At 61.8% G+C, this 24,240-nt stretch carries 20 protein-coding genes; 12 read left to right on the top strand and 8 right to left on the bottom strand.

Going from position 1 to position 24,240, the window contains the following annotated elements; genetic code table 11:
- Positions 1 to 12: 12 nt before the first annotated feature.
- From lptC to kdsD, 3 genes are read right to left on the bottom strand one after another with little or no spacing between them, the layout of a single operon-like run.
- Positions 13 to 609, bottom strand: coding sequence for an LPS export ABC transporter periplasmic protein LptC (gene lptC / locus SB822_RS08360; protein ID WP_007579705.1), 597 nt, complete (start codon positions 607 to 609; stop codon positions 13 to 15).
- Positions 606 to 1,166, bottom strand: coding sequence for a KdsC family phosphatase (locus SB822_RS08355; RefSeq protein ID WP_007579706.1), 561 nt, complete (start codon positions 1,164 to 1,166; stop codon positions 606 to 608). Before SB822_RS08355 ends, lptC begins: the two co-directional genes overlap by 4 nt.
- Positions 1,166 to 2,149, bottom strand: a complete 984-nt coding sequence (gene kdsD, locus SB822_RS08350; protein ID WP_410854486.1) for an arabinose 5-phosphate isomerase KdsD — start codon at positions 2,147 to 2,149, stop codon at positions 1,166 to 1,168. Before kdsD ends, SB822_RS08355 begins: the two co-directional genes overlap by 1 nt.
- A 148-nt stretch (positions 2,150 to 2,297) precedes the next feature.
- Here kdsD and SB822_RS08345 point away from each other — a divergent pair, with 148 nt between their 5' ends.
- The 5 genes from SB822_RS08345 to purU all read left to right on the top strand — a co-directional run bounded on the left by SB822_RS08345 (position 2,298) and on the right by purU (position 7,461).
- Positions 2,298 to 4,301: a monovalent cation:proton antiporter family protein gene (locus tag SB822_RS08345; RefSeq protein ID WP_007579708.1), complete on the top strand. Its 2,004-nt coding sequence runs from the start codon at positions 2,298 to 2,300 to the stop codon at positions 4,299 to 4,301.
- Positions 4,302 to 4,422: 121 nt separating this feature from the next.
- Positions 4,423 to 4,989 (top strand): adenine phosphoribosyltransferase, encoded by a 567-nt coding sequence (locus SB822_RS08340; RefSeq protein WP_007579709.1) that lies wholly within the window; start codon positions 4,423 to 4,425, stop codon positions 4,987 to 4,989.
- Positions 4,990 to 5,025: 36 nt separating this feature from the next.
- A complete protein-coding gene (locus SB822_RS08335) occupies positions 5,026 to 5,640 on the top strand; it encodes a LysE family translocator (protein ID WP_007579710.1) in 615 nt (204 codons plus the stop codon).
- A gap of 38 nt (positions 5,641 to 5,678) precedes the next feature.
- Positions 5,679 to 6,527 carry an NUDIX hydrolase gene (locus tag SB822_RS08330; RefSeq protein ID WP_410854453.1) on the top strand — a complete coding sequence of 283 codons (849 nt, stop codon included), beginning with the start codon at positions 5,679 to 5,681 and terminating at the stop codon, positions 6,525 to 6,527.
- A 70-nt stretch (positions 6,528 to 6,597) separates the two neighbouring features.
- Positions 6,598 to 7,461: a formyltetrahydrofolate deformylase gene (gene purU, locus SB822_RS08325; RefSeq protein ID WP_079484254.1), complete on the top strand. Its 864-nt coding sequence runs from the start codon at positions 6,598 to 6,600 to the stop codon at positions 7,459 to 7,461.
- Positions 7,462 to 7,539: 78 nt separating this feature from the next.
- Here the strand turns inward: purU and SB822_RS08320 are convergent, their stop codons facing one another.
- The 3 genes from SB822_RS08320 to uvrA all read right to left on the bottom strand — a co-directional run bounded on the left by SB822_RS08320 (position 7,540) and on the right by uvrA (position 13,318).
- A complete protein-coding gene (locus SB822_RS08320; RefSeq protein ID WP_410854452.1) occupies positions 7,540 to 8,778 on the bottom strand; it encodes a PepSY-associated TM helix domain-containing protein in 1,239 nt (412 codons plus the stop codon).
- A gap of 310 nt (positions 8,779 to 9,088) precedes the next feature.
- Positions 9,089 to 10,174 carry an AI-2E family transporter gene (locus SB822_RS08315; RefSeq protein WP_410854451.1) on the bottom strand — a complete coding sequence of 362 codons (1,086 nt, stop codon included), beginning with the start codon at positions 10,172 to 10,174 and terminating at the stop codon, positions 9,089 to 9,091.
- 21 nt (positions 10,175 to 10,195) lie between these two features.
- A complete protein-coding gene (gene uvrA, locus SB822_RS08310) occupies positions 10,196 to 13,318 on the bottom strand; it encodes an excinuclease ABC subunit UvrA (RefSeq protein WP_079484260.1) in 3,123 nt (1,040 codons plus the stop codon).
- Between the two features lie 285 nt (positions 13,319 to 13,603).
- On the opposite strand from uvrA, the gene SB822_RS08305 reads away from it, so the two are divergent.
- The 6 genes from SB822_RS08305 to SB822_RS08280 all read left to right on the top strand — a co-directional run bounded on the left by SB822_RS08305 (position 13,604) and on the right by SB822_RS08280 (position 20,916).
- The gene (locus SB822_RS08305; RefSeq protein ID WP_007579716.1) at positions 13,604 to 14,791 is read left to right on the top strand and encodes an MFS transporter; all 1,188 of its coding nucleotides are present in this window, start codon (positions 13,604 to 13,606) and stop codon (positions 14,789 to 14,791) included.
- A gap of 138 nt (positions 14,792 to 14,929) precedes the next feature.
- Positions 14,930 to 15,472 carry a single-stranded DNA-binding protein gene (locus SB822_RS08300; protein WP_410854450.1) on the top strand — a complete coding sequence of 181 codons (543 nt, stop codon included), beginning with the start codon at positions 14,930 to 14,932 and terminating at the stop codon, positions 15,470 to 15,472.
- A 127-nt stretch (positions 15,473 to 15,599) separates the two neighbouring features.
- Positions 15,600 to 16,874: a tyrosine-type recombinase/integrase gene (locus tag SB822_RS08295; protein WP_090834981.1), complete on the top strand. Its 1,275-nt coding sequence runs from the start codon at positions 15,600 to 15,602 to the stop codon at positions 16,872 to 16,874.
- Positions 16,861 to 18,417, top strand: a complete 1,557-nt coding sequence (locus tag SB822_RS08290) for a site-specific integrase (protein WP_244144484.1) — start codon at positions 16,861 to 16,863, stop codon at positions 18,415 to 18,417. Before SB822_RS08295 ends, SB822_RS08290 begins: the two co-directional genes overlap by 14 nt.
- The gene (locus tag SB822_RS08285; protein WP_244144485.1) at positions 18,410 to 20,449 is read left to right on the top strand and encodes an integrase; all 2,040 of its coding nucleotides are present in this window, start codon (positions 18,410 to 18,412) and stop codon (positions 20,447 to 20,449) included. The genes SB822_RS08290 and SB822_RS08285 overlap by 8 nt, the downstream gene beginning before the upstream one ends.
- A complete protein-coding gene (locus SB822_RS08280; RefSeq protein WP_090834984.1) occupies positions 20,446 to 20,916 on the top strand; it encodes a hypothetical protein in 471 nt (156 codons plus the stop codon). The genes SB822_RS08285 and SB822_RS08280 overlap by 4 nt, the downstream gene beginning before the upstream one ends.
- 403 nt (positions 20,917 to 21,319) lie before the next feature.
- On the opposite strand, the gene SB822_RS08275 is transcribed toward SB822_RS08280, so the two are convergent.
- The gene (locus tag SB822_RS08275; protein WP_007579718.1) at positions 21,320 to 22,063 is read right to left on the bottom strand and encodes an SDR family oxidoreductase; all 744 of its coding nucleotides are present in this window, start codon (positions 22,061 to 22,063) and stop codon (positions 21,320 to 21,322) included.
- Between the two features lie 135 nt (positions 22,064 to 22,198).
- Between SB822_RS08275 and SB822_RS08270 the strand changes: the two genes are divergently transcribed.
- Positions 22,199 to 23,104: a LysR family transcriptional regulator gene (locus tag SB822_RS08270; protein ID WP_007743395.1), complete on the top strand. Its 906-nt coding sequence runs from the start codon at positions 22,199 to 22,201 to the stop codon at positions 23,102 to 23,104.
- Between the two features lie 18 nt (positions 23,105 to 23,122).
- On the opposite strand, the gene SB822_RS08265 is transcribed toward SB822_RS08270, so the two are convergent.
- The gene (locus SB822_RS08265; protein ID WP_007743396.1) at positions 23,123 to 23,947 is read right to left on the bottom strand and encodes a hypothetical protein; all 825 of its coding nucleotides are present in this window, start codon (positions 23,945 to 23,947) and stop codon (positions 23,123 to 23,125) included.
- Positions 23,948 to 24,240 lie beyond the last annotated feature (293 nt).

The raw sequence follows: 24,240 nt of genomic DNA, 5'->3' as shown, positions 1-24,240 counted from the left end.
GATTTACCCGGGTTACTTCTGGGAACTGCCGGAGTCGACGGGGGCGATGGCGCCACGCACGTTGCCGAATAGCTGGATGACCCGGGTGACATTGTTGTAGTTCATACCGCTGGCCGTCATGATCGACTGGCCGCGCTGAAGTTTAACCGGCTTTTCTGTCTCGATGACATCGTCGTTCACGAGCACGCGGAAATGCGAGGAGTCGGCCTGCATTCTCGGGTCGCCGAAACCCGCGTCGCGCACGATCCGCGCGTTGTCGTACAGATCGACGATCGACGCATCGCCGTTCACCGTGCCGCGGTCGCCCGTCGCCGTGACGACGGGTTTGGCCGGCTGGAACGCGCGAATCGCGGGCATGGTGAGGTCGCTCACTTCGTCGTCCTCGTAGTGGACGAGCTTCGATGCGGTGAGCCGATATTGCGTGGCGCCCGACTGATCGAGTTCGGATATCGAAAAGTTGTCCGCGAAATAGTCCGGCGTGTGCTGTTTCGGCCTGACCACGCCTTCGTCCTGGCGCGGCAGCGTAGCCTGCAGCAGCCAGTACGTGATGCCGGCGAGCGCCGCCATCGCGACGAGCGGGATCAGCGAGGTCCAGCGAAACTGGTTCATCCGACGAGGCCTCGCTGCACCTCGCCGCTGCATGCGGCTGCGAGCAACGCGTCATAGCGGCCTTGCGCGCGCAACAGCGCGTCGCACACTTCGCGCACCGCGCCGTGGCCGCCGCGCGCTTCGCTGACCCAGTGCGCACGGGCGATCACTTCGGGGTGCGAGTTAGCCGGTGCGGCCGCGAAGCCGACTTTCAGCATCACGGCGAGATCGACCCAGTCGTCGCCCATGTAGCCGCATTCTTCGGGTGTGCGGCCCGTTTCCTTCAGCAGTTGCTCAAATGCCGCGAGCTTGTGCTCGACGCCCTGATACACATGCGTGATGCGCAGATTCTCTGCGCGCTTCTCGACGATGCCCGACTTGCGCCCCGTGATGATCGCCGTGTCGATGCCTGCCTCGCGCAGCAGCTTGGCCCCGTGACCGTCCATCGAGTTGAACGCCTTCATCGTGTCGCCTTCGGCCGTAAACAGCAGGCTGCCGTCGGTGAGTACGCCATCGACGTCGAATATCATCAGCTTCACGCGGCTTGCGCGTTCGGCTGCGGTCAGGGCGGGAGCCATCAGATCACCTTCTTCGAAAACAGATCGTGCATGTTGAGCGCGCCGATCAGCTTGCCTGCTTCATCGACGACCAGCATCTGATTGATCCGGTGGCGCTCCATCAGTTCCACGGCTTCGACAGCGAGGCGGTCGGGACCGATCGCGCGCGGGCCGTGCGTCATCACGGAATCGATCGATAGTGCGCGGAAATCGCCGTCGCGCTCGAGCACGCGGCGCAGGTCACCATCGGTGAAGATGCCCTTGACCCGCTCGTTTTCGTCGACGATAGCCGTCATGCCCATGCGTTTGGCCGTAAGCTGGAACAGCGCGTCGCGCACGGTCGCGTCCGAAAGCACCTTAGGCACCTGGTCGCCCGTGCGCATCACGTCGCGCACGTAGGTGAGCAGGCGCCGGCCGAGCGCGCCGCCCGGATGCGAGCGCGCGAAATCATCGGCACCGAAGCCGCGCGCTTCGAGCACGGCGACCGCGAGCGCGTCGCCGAGTGCGAGCGCGGCCGTGGTGCTGGCCGTCGGCGCGAGATTCATCGGACACGCTTCCTTTTCGACGCCGCAATATAGATGCACGTCGGCGATCCTGGCGAGGCTCGAACCAGGGCGGCCTGTCATCGCGATCATCTTCGCGCCGAGGCGCTTGACGAGCGGCAGGATCGCAACCAGTTCTTCCGATTCACCGGAATTCGACATACCGATGAATACATCGTCGGCCGTCACCATGCCGAGGTCGCCGTGGCTAGCTTCGGCGGGATGCACGAAAAACGCGGGCGTGCCCGTGCTCGCGAGCGTCGCTGCGAGCTTGCGCGCGATATGACCGGATTTGCCGATGCCGGAGACGACGACACGCCCACGGCAGCCGAGAATGAAGTCGATTGCTTCGAGGAACGCATCGTCGAGATGATCGCGAAGGGAGCGCACGGCGTCCGCTTCGATGTCCAGCACGTCGCGAGCGAGCGCAAGTGCCCGGTCGCCATTGATTTTCGCTATCATCCGGGGAGTATAGCAAAGGCGCTTGTTCGCCGCGCCGGGAGCGACCTTTCCGGACATTGCCTTCACGGGCCCCTGAACCTTGCTGCGCGGGCGTTTGCGCGTGGCTCCGCCGACGAACCAGGATGCTCTTTTCAATGCGCTTTTGCCGATGATTTCCCCGCTCGAAATGACGCTGTTCCTGCTGCTGGCTTCAGTGGTGGGCGTCGTCGTGTTCCGCTATCTGAACCTGCCGCCGATGCTCGGCTATCTGTCCGTCGGCATCGTGGTGGGGCCGCACGCGTTAGGCATCGTGCCGGATTCGGTCGGCGCGCAGAACCTCGCCGAATTCGGCGTCGTGTTCCTGATGTTCTCGATCGGGCTGGAGTTTTCGCTGGCGAAATTGCGCTCGATGCGCCGGCTCGTGTTCGGCCTCGGGCTGTTGCAGGTGCTCGGCACGATTGCCGTCGCGGTCACGCTCGGCTTCGTGCTCGAACGCTGGGTGCATATCTCGTGGCAGGCGAGCGTCGCGCTGGGCGGCGCGCTCGCGATGTCGTCGACGGCGATTGTCAGCAAGATGCTCGCGGAGCGGCTTGAAATCGAAACCGAGCATGGCCGCAATATCTTCGGCGTGCTGCTGTTCCAGGATCTGGCCGTGGTGCCGCTGCTGATCATCATCGCGGCGCTCGGTGGCAATCCGGAAGAGCTGATGAAGTCGCTCGGCATCGCGTCGATCAAGATCGTGATCGCGCTGGCGCTGCTGCTGATCGTTGGCCAGAAGTTCATGACGCGCTGGTTCAACGTGGTCGCACGGCGGCGCTCGCAGGAACTGTTCATTCTGAACCTGCTGCTGGTGACGCTCGGCGCCGCGTTCATCACCGATAAATTCGGCCTGTCGCTCGCGCTCGGTGCGTTCATCGCGGGCATGCTGATCGCCGAGACGCCGTACCGTCATCAGGTGGAGGAGGACATCAAGCCGTTTCGCGACGTGCTGCTCGGTCTGTTCTTCGTGACGACGGGCATGCTGCTGAATCCGATGGTGATCTGGCAGCATCCGTTGATCGTGCTCGCGTTCCTGATCGGCCCGGTGCTGCTGAAAGCGGTGATGATCACGGGCCTCGCGCGTCTCTTCGGCGCGACGCCGGGCGTGGCGATGCGCACGGGTATCGGGCTCGCGCAGGCGGGCGAATTCGGTTTTGTGCTGCTCAACCTGATTCTCGACAAACATCTCGTCGACGCGACGCTGTTGCAGGCGATTCTCGCCGCGATGCTGCTGTCGATGCTCGCCGCACCGTTCATGATCCAGAACGCAGATCGTCTCGTGCTGCGCGTGTCGTCGACAGAATGGATGATGCAGTCGTTGCAGATGACGCGCATCGCGACGCAAAGCCTGAAGCAAAGCGGCCACGTGATCATCTGCGGTTACGGCCGCGCCGGGCAGAACCTCGCGCGCATGCTGGAGCACGAAGGCCTCTCGTATGTCGCACTCGACCTCGATCCAGACCGCGTCGCCGCTGCAGCAGCGGCGGGCGAGTCAGTCGTGTTCGGCGACGCCGGGCGGCGCGAGTCGCTGCTTGCGGCGGGTATCCATCGCGCGGCGACTGTTGCGATCACGTATGCGAACACGCCGTCCGCGCTGCGCGTGCTGCACAACATCCACGAACTCGAACCGACGCTGCCCGTGATCGTGCGCACCGTCGATGATTCCGACCTCGAAAAGCTGCTCGCCGCGGGCGCGACGGAAGTGATTCCGGAGATCGTCGAAGGCAGTCTGATGCTGGCGTCGCACACGCTCGTCGTGATGGGCGTGCCGATGCGGCGCGTCGTGCGGCGTGTCGAGGAACTGCGCGACGAGCGCTATAGTCTGTTGCGCGGCTACTTCCACGGCGCGGACGACGTCGAGGACGACGACGGTCACGAGCAGGTGCGGCTACAATCGGTGCCCGTCGACGAAAAGGCGGATGCTGTCGGGCGCACGCTCGAAGAACTCGGGCTTTTCGATCTTGGCGTCGACGTCACGGCGATTCGCCGGCACGGCATTCGCGGCGTCGAGCCCGATCCGTCGACCAAGCTGCGCGCGAGCGACATCGTCGTGCTGCGCGGCCTGCCCGAAGCGCTGTCCGAAGCGGAAGAACGTTTGTCGAAGCATCGGCGTGCGGGCGCGGCGGCGGCCTGACGCTTGCTGTCATTCTTCACCGTAGATCACGCTGCGCCGTTCCCACGCTAGACGAACGCGCGCGGCATTCATGCAATTCACTGGAAATATCAGGGTCTTGACGGACCCGTCTGGAGTCATCATGTCCAACGCGCCTGCGAATCAGCCTTTCGATCCGGCCGATTACATCAACAGCCAGATCCGCACGGTGTCCGACTGGCCGCAGCCCGGCGTGCAGTTCCGCGATATCACGCCGCTTCTGCAAAAGCCGAAGACACTGCGCGTGCTGATCGATCTGTTCGTGCAGCGCTATATCGACCAGAAGCTCGATTATGTCGCGGGGCTCGATGCGCGCGGCTTCATCATCGGGCCGATTCTCGCGTACGAGCTGAACCTCGGTTTCATTCCGATCCGCAAGATCGGCAAGCTGCCGTACAAGACGGTGTCTGAATCGTACGAACTCGAATACGGCACGGCGACTGTCGAGATTCACGAGGACGCCTGCAAGCCTGGCGACCGCGTCGTGATCGTCGACGATCTGATCGCGACGGGCGGCACGATGATGGCGGGCAAGAAGCTGCTGGAGCGTCTCGGGGCGACGGTGATCGAAGGTGCTGCGATTGTCGATCTGCCCGATCTCGGCGGCTCGAAGCTGCTACGTGAAGCGGGCCTGCCGCTTTTCACCGTCACGACGTTCGGTGGCCACTGATCCCTTTGCACGTCCCTTGAACGGAGCTTAAGCGCGATGCCCAACTTCCTGCTTTTCCTCGCGACGTCGATAGCGATCACGTTCGCGCCCGGTCCCGACAACCTGCAGGTTCTCGCGCGCGGCATTTCGCAGGGACGCGCGGCAGGCTTCGTCGCGGCGCTCGGTTTCGCGGCCGGCATTTCGTTTCACACGACGCTCGCCGCGCTCGGCATCGCGGCCGTGCTGCGTTCGTCGCCCGTTGCGTTCGAGGTCCTCAAGCTCGCGGGCGCGGCGTATCTGATCTGGATCGGCATCAAGGCACTGCGCAGCAAAGGTCTCGCGACGGCGCACGAGCGTCCGCCGCAACCGCTCGCGTCGATCTTCCGTCAGAGCGTGATCGGCAACATGCTCAATCCGAAGGTGACGTTGTTCTTCGTCGTGTTCCTGCCGCAATTCGTCGATCCGCATGGCGCGCAGAGCGTCACGCTGCAGATGCTCGAACTGGGCGTGCTGTTCATGTTGCAAACGGTCGTTGTGTTCTCGCTGTTCGGCGTGTGCGCGGGCATGATCGGCGGATGGCTCAAGCGCCGGCCGCGCGCGGGCGTGTGGCTCGACCGGCTTGCGGGCGCGACGTTTATCGCAATCGGCATTCGCGTCGCGCTGCGCGATTGATTCATCGCGCTTCATCCATCACGCTGTCCGGAGTTTTCATGTCTTTGCCTTGCATCGTCGCCGCACGTCGTTTCGATCCCGCCTTGCATGTTCCGTTTGTGATCGACGGCGAGCGTGTCGGATGGGTTCGGGCGAGCGACGTGCCGCTGCTCCAGCGCTGGCCCGATGTGTTCGACATCGACGCGCAGCAGGTCGCGCTTTCGTCGCAATTCAGCACCGTCGATCTGCGCAGCGCGGCGCTTGGTTCGGTGATCGGCGCGCTTGCCGCCGAGGGCTGCATTCCCGGCTGGCGCGACGAAACCTATGCGATCCGCAATGCATTCGATGCGCCGCCGCTCGCTTATATCGAGCGTGCGGCATCGCGCTTTTTCGGCACGATGACGTACGCGGTGCATCTGAACGGCGTCGTAGAATATACGGGTCGCGCGCCGCAGCTGTGGATCGCGCGCCGCAGCGACACGAAGGCAACCGATCCCGGCATGCTCGACAACGTCGTCGCGGGTGGCATCGGCTGGGGCTTCAGCCTCGCCGAGACGATCGTCAAGGAGTGCTGGGAGGAAGCGGGCATTCCGGAGGAGATCGCCGCGCGCGCTGTCGCCGGACGCACCGCGCATGTGCTGCAATCGTTGCCCGAAGGCACGCAGGCCGAGCAGATCTTCATCTATGACCTCGCGTTGCCTGAAGACTTTGCGCCGCGCAATCAGGACGGCGAAGTCGGCGAGCATCGGTTGGCGCGCATCGAAGATGTCGCGCAGGCGATCGAAGAAGGCGCGATGACCGTCGATGCAAGCCTCGCGACGCTCGATTGCCTGTTGCGCCGGCGCTGGATCGACGAAGATGCATGCGAAGGCATCGACGCGCTATTCGCACCGCCCGTTCTCGCCTGACGACGAGACGCAGCGAGGCGCGGCAAGACACACCACGAAACACGCACTGAAGAAGGGAGTCACCGAGGTCATGTCGACCGAACACAGCTTTATTCTCAAACTGTCGTGCGCCGATCGGCCCGGCATCGTTCACGCCGTGTCGGGTTTTCTGTTCGAGCGCGGCAGCAACATCCTCGACTCCGCGCAATTCGGCGACAGCCACACGGGTGAATTTTTCATGCGCGTCCACTTCCAGCAGGTGGGCGGCGATCCTGGTCTCGACGCGCTGCGCACTGCGTTCACGACGCTCGCCGAGCAGTTCGGCATGCGCTGGGAACTGCACGACGCGAACGAGAAGCCGCGCGTCGTGCTCATGGTGTCGAAGATCGGCCACTGTCTGAACGATCTGCTGTTCCGCTATCGCACGGGGCAACTGAACATCGAGATTCCGGCGATCATTTCGAATCACAAGGAGTTCTATCAGCTCGCCGCAAGCTACGACATTCCGTTCCATCATTTCCCGCTGACGTCGAAGGACGCGAAGGCGCAGCAGGAAGCACGCGTGCTCGAAGTGATCGACGAAAGCAAGGCGGATCTGGTGGTGCTCGCGCGCTATATGCAGATTCTGTCGCCGGAACTGTGCGAACGGCTGGCCGGGCGCGCGATCAACATCCACCACTCGTTTCTGCCGAGCTTCAAGGGCGCGAAGCCGTATTACCAGGCGTTCGATCGCGGCGTGAAGCTGATCGGCGCGACCGCGCACTATGTGACGACGGATCTCGACGAAGGCCCGATCATCGAGCAGGAAGTGGAGCGCGTCGATCACAGCATGACGCCGGATCAATTGACGGCGATTGGCCGCGACGTCGAATGCGTGACGCTGGCGCGCGCGGTGAAGTGGCACGTCGAGCACCGTATCGTGCTGAACGGCAGCAAGACGGTCGTGTTCCGCTGATTCGTTTTGTTTTGCTTGAAACCGGCGCGTGTCGTGATCGGCAGCGCCGGTTTTTTATTTGGCGAAACGGGTGATGCGTTAGCGCGAAGCCGCGCTTTCCGTCTGCGTCTGAACGACGCGCGTCTTTGTCTTGCGTGCGCTCGACGCCTGGCGGCGCGCGTTCAGCTTCTTCAACCAGATCAAGAGGCCTGTTGCGCTCAGCACGGCGACCATCACGCCGACACAGCTGATCAGGATTCGTCCGCCGACGCCGAGAATGCGCCCCGAATGCAGAGGGAATTGCGCCTGCATGAAGAGGTCACCTACTGTTCCCTTGCCGGGAATCTGCGCGCCTAGCGGTTGGCCTGTTTGCGCGTTCCAGTACGTCCACGCGTTGCCGAGACCGCCGTCGCCGTGGTCGTCGCCGGCGCCGAAATAGCCGATACCGTACACATGGAACATCGGCGCGTAGTAGATCGCGCCCGGCGGCGCTTCGATGTGCTTGTCGGCGCGCGCCTGGATCGCTTGCTTCAGGATCGCTTCGCGCGCGATCGGCGCTTCGTTCGGCTTCGCGTTGGGCAGCAGCGACGGATCGGTGAACGGCGTCGGTGTGAGCGTCGAGAAGAACTTGACGATCGGCTGCACGACAGGTCCCGACAGATTCATCGACACCGACGTCACCGCCATCATCAGCAGCAATCCCCAGATCCAGACACCGCCCGAGCGGTGCAAGTCGAATGTGAGCGCGTAGCCACCGCGCCGCACACGAAACGCGAACGACTTCTTCCACGCCTTCATGCTCGGGAACGACAGCACGAGCGCAATCACGCTATCGAAAATCCACACGATCCCGACGATACCCATCAGCCACGTACCGATGTCGATGCCGCCCGTGAACGGCAGGAACAGCGTGTAGTGCAGCTTGTAGATGAACGGCATCAGATTCAGCCGCGCAACAGACAGCGCGCCCCATTCACGGCGGCTCTGGATTGCGCCTGTCGCGGGATCGACGGCGATCTGGTTGAAGTCGAGCGTGTACGGCTGGTTCGTTTTCGGGTCGACGCGCGGCAGCACCATCATCTGCAACGCGTGCCCCGGTTCGACGGATAGCGGCAGATAGGTCACCTGAAGGCGCGGATCGGCTGCTTCGACGCGGCGCGCGAGTTCCAGCGACGGCAGCGGCTGCGCGTCGCTGCGCGCATAGAAGAATGTCGGATTGAGCATCGCGTCGAGTTCGTGATCCCACGCGATCAGCGCACCCGTCAGTCCCGCGACGAACAGAAACAGCGCGATGCCGATGCCGAACCAGCGATGCAGACGCACGAGCACGGGTCTCATGCGCAGCTCCCGTCGAAGGCGACGGCCGTGGACGGCGGAAAAATGGCGGACATGACGGCGTGATGCCTTGCGAATAAGAACGATTCCTTATGGGGCGAACGGGGATGTCGCAAGAGTTTCGTAAGGACGGACGTCTTTTATTTCCGTGCGACGCGACGCGACGTCCGGCGCGGTGCCGTTAATGTAAATGTTGCGAGGGTGCGACAAATTGTCGCGCACGGCTTTCCGGGCCGCTATCGTCGCCCACTTCTAATGAAAAAGGGCGGCCTCGCGGTCGCCCTTTGTGTTGGTGTGCACCCCGTTTGTCGCGTTACACGAGCCGCAGATAGATCAGTTCGCGCTTGATGTACGCATAGAAGATCGGCGCGGCGACCACGCCTGGAATACCGAACGCGGCTTCCATCACGAGCATCGCGATCAGCAGTTCCCACGCACGCGCCTCGATCTGCCCGCCGATGATGCGCGCGTTCAGGAAATACTCGAGCTTGTGGATCAGGATCAGGAAGATCAGCGCCGTCACAGCGGCCGGAAAGCTCACCGAGAGTGCCACAGCCACGATCAGCGTATTCGAGATCAGATTGCCGATCACGGGCAGCAGGCCGACGATGAACGTGAGGATGACGAGCGTCTTCGCCATCGGCAGCGGCGCGTGAAAGAGCGGCAACAGCAGCAACAGGAAAATGCCCGTGAACACTGTGTTGATCGCCGAGATCTTCACCTGCGCGAACACGATGCGGCGGAACGCATCGGCAAAACGGCTGACGCGCGTGATGAACGCCGTCGACAGCGGCAGCCGCTGTATATGCCTGGTCGCGCCAACCGCGATGATCGCACCGATGATCATGCCGATCAGCACATGCGTGAAGATGCGCGCCGCGTTCTTGCCGCCTTGCGACAGCGTGCTCGCATGCGTTTGCATCAGCACGGCGGCTTTTTCCTTCATCTGCTCGGTGGAAACGGGCAGGTTCTGCGCGACGAATTGAGGCAGACGGCCGCGCGCCTGATCGATCAGCGACATCGCCTGGTCGAGCAGCTTCTGCACGCTGGGCACGTCCTTCTCGAAGTGGTCGATGACGGCGACGGTGAAGCCCGTCAGCGTGCCGACTATCACCGCGGAGAGAATCACCACCGAGAGCCAGCGCGCGCGCCCGCTCGACATGTGTTTTTCGATGCGCGGCGCCAGCGTATGGACGAGCTGGAACACGAGCATGCCGGCGAGCAGCGCGCCCAGCAGCTTGAGTTCGAGCACCGCCCACATCGCGAGGAGCGCGACAATGTAGCTGCCGACTTCGACCGCCGACAGTTTCGGCAGGCTCATGTCGCTGGTCAGCCTGACCGGGCGAGGGCGCAGATCCTGCACCTGCCCGTCATCACGGGCCGGATTACGCTTGGCCATGGCTTTGTATAGTCTCCAACCTCAGGTTTTGACGCTCGGCTTGCCGGCCTTCGCCGGTGCCTTGCCCGTTGCTCTTGCTGTTCCTGCCGCTGGTTTCGCTGTCGATTTCGATGCCGGTTTCGGCGCATCTGCGGCAACGGCCTTTTTCGACCTTGCCGGTTTTACGGCCGGTTTCACCGATTCTGCAGCGCCTTCGATGACAGTTGCCTCCGCTTCGTCGTCAGATTCTTCGCTGTCCACCTGCTTCGCATAGTCCGCGCCTGCTGCCGCTTCGTCTGCCGCCTTGTCGCGCTGCAACAGCGGCGCGAGATACCGTCCGGTAAAACTTGCCTTCGACTTCGCAATCTGCTCCGGCGTGCCTTGCGCGATGATCTGACCGCCGCCGGCGCCGCCTTCGGGGCCGAGATCGATGACCCAGTCGGCAGTTTTTATCACATCGAGATTATGCTCGATGATGACCACGGTATTTCCTTGATCGCGCAACCGATGGATCACTTCGAGCAACAGCGCGATATCGTGGAAGTGCAAACCCGTGGTCGGCTCGTCGAGGATATACAGTGTGCGACCTGTGTCGCGCTTGCTCAGTTCCAGCGAAAGCTTCACGCGTTGCGCCTCGCCGCCCGACAGCGTGGTTGCCGACTGGCCGAGCCGGATATAGCCGAGGCCCACGTCCAGCAACGTTTTCAGCTTGCGCGCGATGACGGGCACCGCCTTGAAAAAGTCGTATGCGTGCTCGACCGTCATCTCCAGCACTTCGCTGATGTTCTTGCTCTTGTACTGGATATCGAGCGTTTCGCGGTTGTAGCGCTTGCCGTGACACACGTCGCACGGCACGTATACGTCCGGCAGGAAGTGCATTTCGACTTTCAGCACGCCGTCGCCCTGGCACGATTCGCAGCGGCCGCCCTTCACGTTGAACGAGAAGCGGCCCGGATCGTAGCCGCGTTCCTTCGCGGCGGGCACACCCGCGAACAGTTCGCGGATCGGCGTGAAGAGGCCCGTGTACGTGGCGGGATTCGAGCGCGGCGTGCGGCCGATCGGCGACTGGTCGACGTTGATGACCTTGTCGAAATGCTCGAGCCCTTCGATCGCCTCGAACGGCGACGGCTCCGCGGACGAACCGTAAAGATGCTGCGCGACGGCGTGATACAGCGTGTCGTTGATCAGCGTCGACTTGCCCGAACCCGACACGCCCGTCACACAGGTCAAAAGACCGACGGGCAGATCGAGCGTCACGTGTCGCAGGTTGTTGCCGTATGCCTCGATGATGCGCAGATGGCGCTCGTCGGGCGCCTTGCGGTCATCGGGGAATTCGATGCGGCGCGCGCCGGCGAGATACTGGCCCGTCATCGACGCCGGGTCCGCCTGCACTTCGTCAGGTGTGCCTTCGGCGATCACCATGCCGCCGTGCTCGCCCGCGCCCGGCCCCATGTCGACGACATAGTCGGCCATACGGATCATGTCTTCGTCGTGCTCGACGACGATCACCGAGTTGCCGAGGTCACGCAGGTGCTTGAGCGTCGAGATGAGGCGGTCGTTGTCGCGCTGATGCAGGCCGATGGACGGTTCGTCGAGCACGTACATCACGCCCGTCAGCCCCGAGCCGATTTGCGACGCGAGACGGATGCGCTGCGCCTCGCCGCCCGACAGCGTTTCGGCGCTGCGTTCCAGCGACAGGTAATCGAGCCCGACGTTATTCAGGAACATCAGACGCGCAACGATTTCCTTGACGACCTTGTCGGCGATTTCGCGCTTCGAGCCTTCGAGCCGCAGCGTCTGGAAATAGCCGAGTGTGTCGCGCAGCGGCCAGCCGCTGACCTCGAAGATGCCGCGCGCGTCGCCATCCGTGCCGATGCGCACGAAGCGCGCTTCGCGGCGCAAACGCGTGCCTTCGCACGACGGACACGCCTGGTTGTTCTGATACTTCGCCAGTTCTTCGCGCACCGCGACCGAGTCGGTCTCGCGATAACGCCGCTCCAGATTCGGAATGATCCCTTCGAACACATGCTCGCGCACGGACGTGCGGCCGCGCTCGTTGATGTACGAGAACGGCACCGTCTGCTTGCCCGAGCCATACAGCAGGATATGGCGCACCTTTTCCGGCAGATCTTCGAACGCGGTGTCGATGTCGAATTCGAAGAACGCCGCAAGGCTTTGCAGCATCTGGAAGTAAAACTGGTTGCGCCGGTCCCAGCCCTTCACGGCGCCCGCCGCGAGCGACAGCGACGGATGCGCGACCACGCGCTTCGGATCGAAGAACGTGATCTGGCCGAGGCCGTCGCACTCCGGGCACGCGCCCATCGGATTGTTGAACGAAAAGAGGCGCGGCTCCAGTTCCTGCAGTGAGTACGAGCAGATCGGACACGCGAACTTCGAGCTGAACAGATGCTCTTTGTCCGTGTCCATTTCAAGCGCGATTGCGCGGCCGTCGGCGAGACGCAGCGCGGTTTCGAACGATTCGGCCAGACGCTGCTTCGCGTCGGCGCGCACCTTCAGACGGTCGACGACGACGTCGATCGTGTGCTTGTCGTTCTTTTTCAGCTGCGGCAGCGAGTCGACTTCATAGATCTTCGCGACACCTTCGTTCGCCGTGCCGCCGCCCGAGCGCACGCGAAAACGGATGAAACCTTGCGCCTGCATGTCTTCGAACAGCTCGGTGTGCTCGCCCTTGCGGTTCGCGACCACGGGCGCGAGGATCATCAGCCTCGTGTCTTCGGGCAACGCGAGCGCGGCGTCCACCATCTGCGAGACGCTTTGCGCCTCCAGCGGAATTTCGTGGTCCGGGCAATACGGCGTGCCGACACGTGCGTAAAGAAGTCGCAGGTAGTCGTGGATTTCGGTGACCGTGCCGACCGTCGAGCGCGGGTTGTGCGACGTCGCTTTCTGCTCGATCGAAATGGCGGGCGACAGACCCTCGATCAGATCGACGTCCGGCTTTTCCATCAATTGCAGGAATTGCCGGGCGTACGCGGACAGGCTCTCCACATAGCGGCGCTGGCCTTCGGCGTAGAGCGTGTCGAAGGCGAGCGACGATTTGCCCGAGCCGGACAAGCCGGTAATCACGACCAGCTTGTGACGCGGCAAGTCGAGATTGACGTTCTTCAGGTTGTGGGTCCGAGCCCCACGGATACGGATTTGTTCCATGAACCGGCGGGAAGAGGAGAAGGCTAAACCTGCTACTATAACGACTTTTCCAGACCGCCGTTACGGCTTCCTGACAGTGCGCAAACGGCGTGCTGACAAAGACGAAAGCGTCGTTTTTTCGCGGTTCAGCGTTGCGGGGAATGGCTCGTATGTAAGGGCGATTTCTGCCTTCTGCAAGGCACCAGGCACTCGTTGTAAGCTCGGTCAGCGTCGGAGGCTGCGCGTGCGTCGTGCATGCGGGCTACCACGCGATTTCGCTGTCCGTTCATTCAATAACCGTTCCCGATGTCCAATCCGTCCGCCACCTCCACACGCATGAGCGCGCCCGAGTTGCGCGCGACCGTGTCGCTTGCCGCGATCTTCGCGTTGCGCATGCTGGGTCTCTTCATGATCATGCCCGTCTTCTCGATCTACGCGAAGACGATTCCGGGCGGCGACAACGTGTTGCTGGTCGGCATTGCGCTTGGCGCGTACGGCGTGACGCAATCGCTGCTGTACATCTTCTACGGCTGGGTTTCCGACATGATCGGCCGCAAGCCGGTCATCGCAATGGGTTTGCTGATCTTCGCGCTGGGCAGTTTCGTCGCCGCGTCCGCGCACGATATGACGTGGATCATCGTCGGCCGCGTGATCCAGGGGATGGGCGCGGTGTCGTCGGCGGTGATCGCGTTCATCGCGGATCTGACGGCCGAAGAGCATCGCACGAAGGCGATGGCGATGGTGGGCGGCTCGATCGGCGTGTCGTTTGCGGTGGCGATCGTCGGCGCGCCGATCGTGTTCCACTACCTCGGCATGAGCGGCCTGTTCACGCTGGTCGGCATTTTCTCGATTCTCGCGATCGGTGTGGTGCTGTGGATCGTTCCCGATGCGCCGAAGCCAGTGCATGTGCCCGCGCCGTTCCACGAAGTCCTGCACAACAAGGAACTGCTGCGTCTGAACTTCGGCGTGCTGGTGCTGCATGCCACGCAGACCGCGCTGTTCCTCGTCGTGCCGCGCATTCTGGAAGCGGGCGGCCTGCCCGTTTCGTCGCACTGGAAGATTTACCTGCCCGTGATGGGCCTGGCGTTCGTGATGATGGTCCCGGCGATCATCGCCGCGGAAAAGCGCGGCAAGATGAAGCCGGTGCTGCTGGGTGCGATTGGTCTTATCCTGATCGGACAGTTACTTCTCGGCATCGCACCGCATACCATTCTGACTGTGGCAGCGATTCTGTTCGTCTACTTTCTCGGCTTCAATATTCTCGAGGCTTCGCAGCCTTCGCTGGTGTCGAAGCTGGCGCCGGGCACCCGCAAGGGCGCGGCGGCCGGCGTTTACAACACCACGCAGTCGATCGGCCTTGCAATGGGCGGTGTGATCGGCGGCTGGCTTCTGAAAGTGGATGGACAGAGCGCCGTGTTTTTTGCATGCTCAGGGCTTGTCGCTTGCTGGCTTATAATCGCGGCCAGCATGAAACAGCCGCCACGCAAGGCATAGAGCTTTTACGGCACGAATTTACAAGGCGGCGGTCAATCGGGGCGCAGCGGCGCGCTTTCCGTTCACTGACACAGGCGGCTGGGGCGCGAAGCGCCATCGGCGCCGCGTCGCCTGCAACGGAATCAACAGGAGAAACTCATGGCATCCGTGAACAAGGTCATTCTCGTCGGCAATCTGGGTGCCGATCCGGAAGTCCGTTATCTGCCGAGCGGCGACGCAGTGGCGAACATTCGCCTTGCCACGACCGATCGCTACAAGGACAAGCAGTCGGGCGAATTCAAGGAAATGACGGAATGGCACCGCATTTCGTTCTTCGGGCGCCTTGCTGAAATTGTGTCGGAATACCTGAAGAAGGGCTCCGCGGTGTATATCGAAGGCCGCATCCGCACGCGCAAGTATCAGGCGCAGGACGGCACCGACCGTTACTCGACAGAAATCGTCGCTGAACAGATGCAGATGCTCGGTGGCCGCGGCGGCGCGGGCGGCGCCGGTGGTGGCGATGACGGCGGTTATAGCCGTGGTGAGTCGATGGAGCGCGGCGGTGGCGGTGGTGGCCGCATGTCGGGCGGTGGCGGCGGTGGTGCTGGCCGTGCGTCGGGCGGCGGTGGCGGCGGTCAGAGCCGTCCGAGCGCGCCGGCCGGCGGCGGGTTCGATGAGATGGATGACGATATTCCGTTCTGACGGGTACTTTTAGGAAAGTGTAGTTATCTCGCCCGTAACCCTTGTGGTTGCGGGCTTTTTTATTATTTACATTTTTTATGTGGCCTTGTATCGTGCTGCGAACCGGGCACTTTAAAAATGTAAATAAATGGCCGAACGCTACACCGTCAGGAACACCGTTTTTGAGTCAGGCGAGCGCTTCCCGCTGCTGGTAGACGTCCGCACTGGCGTGCCGTTGTTCGACCCCACGGTCTTCGTCCTCAGTGAGTTCCGGGCGCGCAATCGGGCGAGCGCCACCATTGAGCAGGTGCTGCGCGCGCTGAAGGTGTTCCTGCTTTTCTGCGACCAGCATCGAATCGACTTGGCCAGGCGCATGCTGGAAGGACAACTGCTGGAACTGGGCGAACTCGATGCACTCGTGCAACTGTGCCGTCTTCCGATGTCGGATATCGAGGCGCAGGTCGATGCGTGTACGACCGCGTCCGGGCGAGCGGCCGTTTCCATCGAAAGCTACCGGGCTAGGGCGAACAGAAGCCTTCCAGAAGTCGCTGGCGATTCCGCTGGTGTGCGGATACGGTACATCCGGCAGTTCATTGGCTGGCTAGCCGACCGGCGTTTGCTGAGTCTGAGCGCCCGCCATCCCTCGCGCGCGGTACTTCTCAATGCCAGGGACATTCTGGTCGCCGGCTTGGCTGCTCGAATTCCGACAGGCAAAAGCCGCAACAAAACGCATAGCCGCAGGGCGCTCGACGACGCCGCACAGGAACGTCTCTGGCAAGTTGTCGATATCAATTCGCCGGAGAATCCGTGGCAAGGCCGGCACGCCAGAGTGCGCAACGAACTCATCGTGCGCTGGTTCATGGGCCTTGGCGTTCGGCGCGGTGAACTACTTGGCGTAAAGGTCAACGACGTGAACTTCCGGGCGAACGAAGTGTTTATCGCCCGACGCGCCGATGACCCCAGCGACCCGCGCGTTCATCAGCCCAATGCCAAGACGGCCGACCGTCTTCTACCTATCAGTGACGATTTGGCGCGTCGGACGCGGCATTACATTCTGGAGGAACGACGCCGCTTCCCCGAAGCACGGAGGCATGCGTTTCTGTTCGTGGCCAACGGTGGAGCGCCGCTCTCGTTGCGAGGGCTGAACAAGATATTCAGCGTGCTCAGCGCAAAGCATCCTGAGCTGATGGGTGTCTTCCCGCACCTGTTCCGCCACACGAATAACTACAACTTCTCGAAGAACGCTGACGAGCAGGGCATGGACCCGGAAAAGGAAAAGAAGACCCGGTCGCACCTGATGGGCTGGTCGGAGACGTCGGGCACGGCCGAAACCTATACCCGACGGGAAATCGAGCGGAAGGCGCGCGTGGCCTCGCTGCAACTGCAGAACAAGATGGTGAAACCACACAATGAGAACGAGTAACGGTGTTGATTTGCCGGTCGTTGTGCCATATGCCGGTACCCTGCCAGTCAGTGTTAAGACTCGTGGGGGCGCAATATTCGACCCCCGTGACGACGAGTGGGCACTGCGAGAGCCCACCTTCAGCGCAAAACTCCAATTCGGCACATTGCCTGAACTCGGAAGCCACTTCGAGTTGGCGTTCCGGTCGACACTCGTTTGGTACGCTCAGAATCAGTCGCTGCCACATTTGAGGAACATGTTCTATCGGGCGCGCCATCTGTTTGGATTTGTCGCCGAAACGAGCAAAGCCCCTCTGGTCGCGATTTCAAGTGTGGACCTCCTGAACTACAGGTCGCATATTGGACCGGATAATGAATGGTATTTGGGTACCGTCTCAGGCTTCTTGAAGCGTTGGCGGCTGCTTGGTTATACCGGCGTCACATCAGATGCCGACATGCTCTTGGACCAGATTCGGCTGAAAGGTAACCCTAAGGGAGTAGACGTAGCCACGTTGGACCCTGTGAATGGGCCGTTCACGGCACTGGAACTGGAGGCGCTGCAAACGGCACTCAACGCCGCCTATGCCCAGCGTGACGTCGGCATGGAAGCGTATGTGTTGTGCTGGCTGCTGATGATGCTGGGTCAGCGGCCGACGCAGTACGCGGCGTTGAAAGTCCGCGATGTTGTTGTTGTTCATGAAAAGGACGGCTCAACGACTTATTCACTCCGGATGCCAAGGGCGAAGAGGCGTGACAGTGACGCGCGAGGCGAATTCAGGGACCGCGTGCTGACTCCCGAGATTGGGGCGCTGGTAGCCAGACATGCTCACGAGGTCCAGACGCGTTTCGCCGGCTTGCTCGAGGCCCCCCTGGACGCCCCGCTGTTTCCCGGAGAGAAAGTGGACGGAGCGATTGCTGGGTTTGACTATCACCAGACATCTGGTCAAATCGGGAGAAAGATTAATTCGGTGATGAGGGTGCTCGAGGTCATCTCGGAGCGCACCGGTGACATCATCCATATCGGGCCAAAGAGGTTTCGCCAGACGGTAGGCACTCGTGCAGCCGAAGAAGGCCATGGCGAGCTGGTGATAGCCGAGCTGCTCGACCATTCCGACACGCAAAACGTCGGCGTGTACGTACAGTCTACGCCGGCTATTGTTGAACGCATCGACCGCGCAGTCGCGATGCAGCTCGCTCCGCTCGCGCAGGCGTTTGCCGGCAAGCTCATCAACGGTCCGTCCGAGGCCACGAGGAGCGACGACCCGGCGAGCCAGATACGGGCACCCGGGGTAACCGGCAAATTCGAGGCGATATCCAGCTGTGGCAAACACGGCTTCTGCGGGTTCCTGAAACCTATCGCTTGCTACACCTGCAACAGTTTTGAACCGTGGCTCGATGGCCCGCATGAGACGGTCTTGGAGTATCTAATTGCAGAGCGGGAGCGTTTGATGGCGGCCGGCGATGCGCGAATCGCGTCAATTAACGACCGTACCATCCTGGCTGTTGCCGAGGTCGTACAGCTCTGCGAGGCTGCTCGCGATGAAAGGAGCGCGTCCAATGACTAACCTCGTTACGTTTGTGCCGCAGGCCGACCTCGATGCGCAGGCCAATCTGGCGGCCCTCATCGACCTGTGCAGGACCAAGCTCACGATATTCGGCCAGTCGCTCGACTTTGAGGCTGACTCCTGGGACGTGTCCGACACAATCAAGCTTGCAGGAAAGGTTAAGACGCTGCGGCTGGTATTCAGCGACCTCGATACGTGCAACAACCCGGTGCGCGTCATGATGCGCGAACCGTTCAAGTCCTTCGCGAAGTCCTACATGCGATACCAGCATGGCATGAACCCGACGCACGACGTAGGAAAGCGCATCCTTGCCCTCAGGGCACTCGAAGCTGCACTACTGGAGACTGGAACAGCAGACCCGGTGCGGATTAATAGTCACGTTCTAAACCGCGCTGCTCAGCGTCTCGGTGAGCGAACCGCACCGACCACCGCATACAGGACCGCCGGTCAACTCGAAAAAATCGCCAACTTCCTGTGCGACAACTGTTTGACCGCTATACCAACCCGATGGCGGAATCCCCTGAAGCGGCCCAGCGATGCGGTCAGGGTTGGCAAGGAGGCTGACCAGCGCCGGTTGGCCAAGATGCCGAGCCAGGCGGCGCTTGACGCGCTCCCAAATGTCTTCCGGATGGCTACTGCACCGGCAGACGTCCTTGTCTCGTCGTTCACCGCAATACTCTGCTCGGCTCCGGACCGTATCAGCGAACTGCTATGCCTTCCGGTCGATTGCGAAGTGCGGCAGAAACGTGAGGGCTCCGATGAAGATGCCTACGGTCTGAGATGGTGGCCTGCGAAGGGGGCCCCGCCAATGGTCAAGTGGATTATTCCGTCGATGGGTGGCGTCGTCGAGGAGGCGGTCAGCAAAATCCGCAAGCTCACCGATGAGGCGCGTGAAGTTGCCCACTGGTACGAAAAGAACCCGGACCAACTTTACCTGCCTGAAGATATTGAGCACTTCCGAACGAGAGAATGGCTCAGTATGGCCGACATTGCAGAAATCGTCTTTGCTGACCCGACGGACGAGAGTTCGCCACGCGGATGGTGCGAAACCAACCGAGTCCCCAGGCATTCTATGGGTGGGAAGAACTACGTCCGTTTCTCCGATGTGCAGACCGCGGTGATTCGACGACTGCCTCGGGGATTTCCCGTCGCTGATGAGAAAACGGGCCTTAAATACAGTGACGCGCTCTTCGTGATTCAGCGCAATGCGCTGCACGCGTCGCGAGGGCGCATCCGCTGCGTCATTGAAAGGCTGACGGATTCGCATATTCACCCTCGATTAGGCGCTGGGGCGACCAAGGGTATCCAGTCCATCTTCGACCGTTGCGGCTTCTACGAGCCGGACGGCAGTCCGATTCGCGTCCATACTCATCAATTCCGCCACTACCTGAACACACTCGCGCAGGCTGGTGGTCTGAGCCAGCTTGACATAGCCAAGTGGTCCGGCCGGAAGGACGTGCGGCAGAACCGCTACTACGACCATGAGACGCCCGAGGCCGTCGTCGCGCGCATCCGGACTGCAGTCGGCGACGACACGCGTATGTTTGGTCCGCTGGCCACTGGACACCGCGCAGTATTCATCACCCGGGACGAATTCGCTCGGCTGAAGGTGCCGACGGCACACACGACGGACTTCGGCTACTGCATCCATGACTATGTGATGTCGCCGTGCCAGATGCACCGAGATTGCCTCAACTGCGGCGAACAGGTTTGCGTGAAGGGCGAGTCGGATAAGGAAAATCGCATCCGACAGGCCCATGCCGAGGCGACGCGGTTGCTGGCGATGGCGGAGCAGGCGGACGCCGAGGGTGAACTTGGCGCGGGCGAATGGGCCGAGCACCATCGGGTGCAACTCGCCCGGATAACGGCGCTGCTCGACATTCTGGATGACCCCTTTGTTCCGCTCGGTGCCGTCATCCAGTTGATGCCTGCAGACATTCCGTCCCGGCTTGAGCAGGCGGCGCAAGCGCGTGCATTGCTGCCGTCGCGCGCAGGTGGAGACTCCGCACCGACATTTGAGGAGGCAGCATGACCCGGGTCAGAGAGAAGAACCTTGATGACTCGGTCGTCGCCAAAATTGTAGAAGTGCTTGATGGCTGGAGCGGCAGGTTGACCTGGGAAGCGCTTATCGAAGCAGTCGAGAGGCGCGAGGGCCTTAGATACACGCGGCAGGCGCTTCACCGTCACGAGCGAATCCGGCTGGCCTTTGCGGTGCGGAAGAAGGCCCTGTCGGGAGAGGATGCACAGCCCCGGGAGGCAACGTCGCCGGAGTTGCAAGTCGCCTTGGACCGGGTAGCCAGGCTGGAAGCGGAAAACCGGCGGCTTGTGGCCGAGAACAATGCCCTGCTGGAGCAGTTTGCTCGCTGGGCCTACAACGCCCACACTCGAAACCTGACCAACGAGTTCTTGAACAATCCACTTCCTGCCGTGGACCGTGAACAAAGCAAGCAGTCGCGCTCGACACGGAAGCCAACGGTGGCCAGCAAGACTCCTCGATGAGAGGGGCCGGTCATTGCAGCATAGGAGTCTGTGGATAACTTGTCGCTGCGCTCCCCCACGCCCCCCTGAAAAGCGGTTGAGAGATATCGCTGACCGAAAAGCGAAGAAACAAAGCAAGAGCCCGGCTACGCCGGGCTGACCAAAAACGTAACTAAAAAACCTGTAGCTCGCGAATTTATGTACATCTGCTATGACTCTGTAGCAATGAAGGCATTATTCATAAAGGACTTCAGGCGCTATTTACATTAAAAAGTGCCCAGAACCGTTCTAATCCGTCCCAGACCGCAAGCGTCGACGAACGAACACAAAAACACCCCGCCATCGAGCGGGGTGTTTTTTTACATGCCGACGTTCCGGCCGAATCGCAAAGGCAAATTACGTGTAAAGCGCCAGGCGCCGGGCCTCAAGCCACCCCGCCATTCGCCCGCAAAACCTGTCCATTTACCCACGCGCCATCCGTCCCTGCGAGAAACGCGACCACGGAAGCAATATCCTCCGGCTGTCCCAAACGTTGCAGCGGCGGCATCTTCGCGAACGTCTGAATCTGCTCTTCCGTCTTGCCGTCCAGGAACAGCGAAGTCGCCACCGGCCCCGGCGCCACGGCATTGACCGTGATGTTCCGCCCACGCAGTTCCTTCGCGAACACGTGCGTGAACGATTCGACGGCCGCCTTGGTCGCGTTGTAGATCGCGTAGCCCGGCATGTTCAACGCGAGTGTCGTGCTCGAAAAGTTGACGATGCGTCCGCCGTTGTTCATCCGCGTCGCTGCTTCGCGCAGCGTGTTGAACGTGCCGCGGACGTTGATATCGAAGGTTTGCGCGAAGAGTGCGTCGCTGGTTTCGGCGAGCGGCACCGTCTTCAGGATGCCCGCGTTGTTGACGAGCACGTCGACCTTGCCGAGCTGCTGTTCCGTCGCTTCGAACATGCGGCGCACGTCGTCGGCGTTCGAGACGTCCGCTTTCACCGCAATCGCCGCTGCGCCCTGCGCCTTCAATTCGGCGACGAGCGCATCCGCTTCCTTCGAGCTTGCCGCGTAGTTCACGACGACCGCAAACCCGTCGCTGGCGAGCCGACGCGCGATTGCCGCGCCGATACCCCGCGACGCGCCCGTGACGATCGCAACCTGTGCATTCTTGACGTTGTTCATGATCCGATTCCTTGAAGTGGTGAGTGGGTGAGAAGGATGATCGGATATCTCGACGCAGAGATAATCAGCCGAAAGTTGGTATCATCATTCCATTCACTTCAATAATTGCGCGGAAGCCAGCCGCCGCGCACCGCCATGGACCGTTTTCAGGAAATGCAGGTGTTCGTCCGCATCGCCGAGCGGCAGAGCTTCACGCGTGCCGCGGACGATCTGCAGATTCCGCGCGCCACCGTCACGAACCTGATGAAGCGGATGGAGCAACGGCTCGGCACGCGGCTGCTCGAACGCACGACGCGCACCGTGCGCCTCACGCACGACGGCGAAGCGTACTACCGCCGCTGCGTACGTCTGCTTGCGGACATGGAAGAAGCGGAAGGTTCGTTTCGCGACGCCGCGCCAAAAGGTCTGCTGCGCGTGAATCTGCAAGGCACGCTCGCGCGGCATTTCATCGTGCCCGCGCTGCCGGATTTTCTGGCGCGCTATCCGGGCATCGAGTTGCATATCGGCGAAGACGACCGCCTGGTCGATCTGGTGCGCGAGGGTGTCGATTGCGTGCTGCGCGCGGGGAATCTGCAGGATTCGTCGATGGTCGGGCGGCGCGTTGCGCGGCTCGAACAGGTGACGGTCGCGAGCCCGGCGTATCTGGACCGGCACGGCGTACCCGGCGATCTCGCCGCGCTCACCACGCATCGCGCCGTCAATTACATGTCGAGCGCGACGGGCAACGCGCTGCCGCTCGAATTCACCGTCGATGAACGCATCGTCGAGGTGAATCTGGAGGCGGTCGTTTCCGTGACGGGCACCGATCTGTACACGGGTGCGTCCGTCGCTGGGCTCGGTCTCGTGCAGGTGCCGCGCTATCGCGTGGAAAGCGAACTCGCCGCGGGCAGCCTCGTTGTCGTGCTGGCGCAATTCCCGCCGCCGCCGATGCCCGTCACCGTGCTCTATCCGCAAAGCCGTCAGTTGTCGTCGCGCGTGCGGGTGTTCGCACAATGGCTGCGCGAGATCTTCGACGCGGCGGGCGGGCTGAAGGTCGGCTGAAGGTCGGCCGATAACCGGCTAGTGGTCGCCTGAGGGTCGCGCTAAAGCGCGGTCGAGATGCGCGAGCGCATCGCGCATCGGCAGGCTGGAGGACACGATCGGGCCCGTCAGCGGCGTGTCGAGATCGACGATCACAAACACGGCCGATGCAATCGACACCGCGCCCAGCATGATCATCACGAGCGCCAGCGCATTGCGAGGCGCGACGATGCCGAAGCATAGAAAGATGATCATCAGCCAGAAGGTGAGCGTGGTGAGAAAGGGCTTCGAGATCGAGCTATGCGCTTCTTCGATCAACGTCCAGCGCGCCTGGATCACGCGCTCGAAACGCGCGATGCATTCCGCCTGCGTGTGCTGCTGGTAGCTGTCGATGGGCTGCAGCTTGCGCACTGCGACGAACGATTCGTTCAGCATTTCGCCGAGCCCGATGCCTTCGAGCTTGTCGTGGTTCAGATCGCTCTTGAACCTTGGATAATCGCCCGACGGCGGGTTCTCCCCGGGCCACGTCGCGGCGATCGCCGCAGCGGTGTACGAGCGCAGCAGCGTGCGCGGGTATTGCGCCTCGGGACCGTACTGGCGCAGCGCCATGTCGAGCTGGATCAGCTCGGCGGCATAAGAGCGGAAGTCGTTGCCGACGGTATCGAAGCTGCTTTTCGCGGATGCCGTGAGCAAGCCCAGCACCAGCGCCGCGAACGTCACGAGCATCGTCATCACGAGCTGGATCAGCTGAAGCGTCTCGTGCCTGCGATGCTCTTCAGGCAGATAAGCCTTGCCGAAAAAGCCGACGCCTGTTCCCGCCAGAAGCAGGGCGAACACCACGAGCGCTGACAAGGTCTCTTGCATGAGCATGGTCCGCGTAGCCGTCGCTTCGCTACTGTCCAACAACTTCGAAGCGCGGGCAAGTGTCGATCGGAATCGTTAAATCACGTACGCCAAACCCAAATAGCGAGAAGAAATATTTAGCAAGGCGACGAATGTCTATGCGCCAGATCAATTCGCGAGCGTTTCAGCCGAAAGCGACCTTACAAGCCATAAAGTTTTCTTCGAATCAGCCGTAACTGAGTGGTGCGTTTGCTTAACTTTTAATCGGGTTGCGGACCTTGCCGATGGGCCTGGGCGCAGCAAGCTTGCCGTGG

This window comes from Paraburkholderia sp. SIMBA_054, assembly GCF_046534875.1.
GTDB lineage: Bacteria > Pseudomonadota > Gammaproteobacteria > Burkholderiales > Burkholderiaceae > Paraburkholderia > Paraburkholderia hospita.
The sequence above is the reverse complement of the archived record's forward strand: the minus strand, read 5'-3'. Positions and strand labels throughout refer to the sequence as shown.

Excerpts from the sequence above, each read along its gene's own strand:
- lptC (WP_007579705.1), bottom strand. The coding sequence starts at position 609 with ATGAACCAGTTTCGCTGGACCTCGCTGATCCCGCTCGTCGCGATGGCG.
- SB822_RS08355 (WP_007579706.1), bottom strand. The coding sequence starts at position 1,166 with ATGGCTCCCGCCCTGACCGCAGCCGAACGCGCAAGCCGCGTGAAGCTG.
- kdsD (WP_410854486.1), bottom strand. The coding sequence starts at position 2,149 with ATGATAGCGAAAATCAATGGCGACCGGGCACTTGCGCTCGCTCGCGAC.
- SB822_RS08345 (WP_007579708.1), top strand. The coding sequence starts at position 2,298 with ATGATTTCCCCGCTCGAAATGACGCTGTTCCTGCTGCTGGCTTCAGTG.
- SB822_RS08340 (WP_007579709.1), top strand. The coding sequence starts at position 4,423 with ATGTCCAACGCGCCTGCGAATCAGCCTTTCGATCCGGCCGATTACATC.
- SB822_RS08335 (WP_007579710.1), top strand. The coding sequence starts at position 5,026 with ATGCCCAACTTCCTGCTTTTCCTCGCGACGTCGATAGCGATCACGTTC.
- SB822_RS08330 (WP_410854453.1), top strand. The coding sequence starts at position 5,679 with ATGTCTTTGCCTTGCATCGTCGCCGCACGTCGTTTCGATCCCGCCTTG.
- purU (WP_079484254.1), top strand. The coding sequence starts at position 6,598 with ATGTCGACCGAACACAGCTTTATTCTCAAACTGTCGTGCGCCGATCGG.
- SB822_RS08320 (WP_410854452.1), bottom strand. The coding sequence starts at position 8,778 with ATGAGACCCGTGCTCGTGCGTCTGCATCGCTGGTTCGGCATCGGCATC.
- SB822_RS08315 (WP_410854451.1), bottom strand. The coding sequence starts at position 10,174 with ATGGCCAAGCGTAATCCGGCCCGTGATGACGGGCAGGTGCAGGATCTG.
- uvrA (WP_079484260.1), bottom strand. The coding sequence starts at position 13,318 with ATGGAACAAATCCGTATCCGTGGGGCTCGGACCCACAACCTGAAGAAC.
- SB822_RS08305 (WP_007579716.1), top strand. The coding sequence starts at position 13,604 with ATGTCCAATCCGTCCGCCACCTCCACACGCATGAGCGCGCCCGAGTTG.
- SB822_RS08300 (WP_410854450.1), top strand. The coding sequence starts at position 14,930 with ATGGCATCCGTGAACAAGGTCATTCTCGTCGGCAATCTGGGTGCCGAT.
- SB822_RS08295 (WP_090834981.1), top strand. The coding sequence starts at position 15,600 with ATGGCCGAACGCTACACCGTCAGGAACACCGTTTTTGAGTCAGGCGAG.
- SB822_RS08290 (WP_244144484.1), top strand. The coding sequence starts at position 16,861 with ATGAGAACGAGTAACGGTGTTGATTTGCCGGTCGTTGTGCCATATGCC.
- SB822_RS08285 (WP_244144485.1), top strand. The coding sequence starts at position 18,410 with ATGACTAACCTCGTTACGTTTGTGCCGCAGGCCGACCTCGATGCGCAG.
- SB822_RS08280 (WP_090834984.1), top strand. The coding sequence starts at position 20,446 with ATGACCCGGGTCAGAGAGAAGAACCTTGATGACTCGGTCGTCGCCAAA.
- SB822_RS08275 (WP_007579718.1), bottom strand. The coding sequence starts at position 22,063 with ATGAACAACGTCAAGAATGCACAGGTTGCGATCGTCACGGGCGCGTCG.
- SB822_RS08270 (WP_007743395.1), top strand. The coding sequence starts at position 22,199 with ATGGACCGTTTTCAGGAAATGCAGGTGTTCGTCCGCATCGCCGAGCGG.
- SB822_RS08265 (WP_007743396.1), bottom strand. The coding sequence starts at position 23,947 with ATGCAAGAGACCTTGTCAGCGCTCGTGGTGTTCGCCCTGCTTCTGGCG.